The sequence below is a fragment of the Paludisphaera soli genome (assembly GCF_011064595.1).
Classification (GTDB): Bacteria; Planctomycetota; Planctomycetia; order Isosphaerales; family Isosphaeraceae; genus Paludisphaera; species Paludisphaera soli.
In genome coordinates this window covers 1-1026 of record NZ_JAALJI010000118.1, presented here as the reverse complement: position 1 = coordinate 1026, position 1026 = coordinate 1, and the positions used below count along the sequence as shown (strand labels likewise).

Annotated in this window: 2 protein-coding genes; both read right to left on the bottom strand. The window is 68.9% G+C overall.

Annotation, left to right across the window (positions count from 1 at the left end):
* The coding region (locus G6O68_RS31880; protein WP_165253796.1) for an IS630 family transposase at nt 1-656 on the bottom strand (656 nt) is incomplete at its 3' end.
* Nucleotides 557-1003, bottom strand: a complete 447-nt coding sequence (locus G6O68_RS31875; protein ID WP_165253794.1) for a helix-turn-helix domain-containing protein — start codon at nt 1001-1003, stop codon at nt 557-559. The genes G6O68_RS31875 and G6O68_RS31880, both read right to left, overlap by 100 nt.
* Nucleotides 1004-1026 lie beyond the last annotated feature (23 nt).

The following is a 1026-nucleotide window of genomic DNA, read 5'->3' as shown; positions in this document are numbered from 1 at the left end:
ATCGACCCGATCCGTCGGTCGAGGCACTGGCGGGAGAGGACCGACAGCTCGATCTCGGCGACGTTCAGCCACGAGCCGTGCTTCGGCGTGTGGTGGATCTCCAGCCGCTCGGCGATCCGCCGGGCCTGTTCGGGCGGGAACGCCTCGTAGAGGCTGGCGATCTTGTGGGTGTTGAGGTTGTCCATCACCAGCACGACCTTGTCGGCCTCCTCGTGGACGTCCTCGACGAGCCAGCGGACCACCTCGGCGAAGTCCACGGCCGTCCGCCGGTCGGTGGCCTTGACGGCCCGCCAGCCCAGCAGCGGCTCCGTGACCATGAACAGGTTGGTCGTGCCGTTGCGGACGTATTCGTAGTCGAACCGCTCGGGGCGGCCGGGGGCCGCCGGGATCGGCAGGATCGTCTCGCCGATCAGCTGGCGGCTCGCCTCGTCGAGGCAGACCAGCGGACGCTTCTCGTCGTAGGGCCGATGGTAGACGTCCAGGACGTCCTCCATCGCCGCCACGAACTCGGCGTTCCCATTCGGCGGGATGCACCACTGCTTCTTCAGGTGGGGCTTCAGTTCGCTTTTTTCAAACAGCGGCGGACGGTCTCGTCGCAGACCGCCGGGACGACCTCCAGCTCGACGAGCTTGTCGGCCAGGAGCTGCATGGTCCACGCCTTGCGGCCCCCCGGCGGCGGCGAGCAAGCCAGGGCGATCAGCTTCGCCTCGGCCCGGCCGTCGAGCGTCTTCGGCCGGCTGGGACGCTCCTGCGGCTTGCGGACCGGCGCCGCTTCCAACCCCTGCTCGACGAACCGCCTGCGGACCCGCTCGACGGTCGCCGTCCCGACCTCGACCGCCTCGGCGATCTTCGAGTCGCTCCACGCCGACCTTCCGGGAGAAGAGTCGGCCTTCAGGAGAATCCGGGCGTGCGCCTGCTTCAACGCCGAAGACTTCCCGCCGGCCAGCATCGCCTCCAGCTCCGCCCGCTCCTCGTCCGTCAGCGTCACGATGTATCTCTTCACGGCGGCCCTCCTTGCGGCGTAAG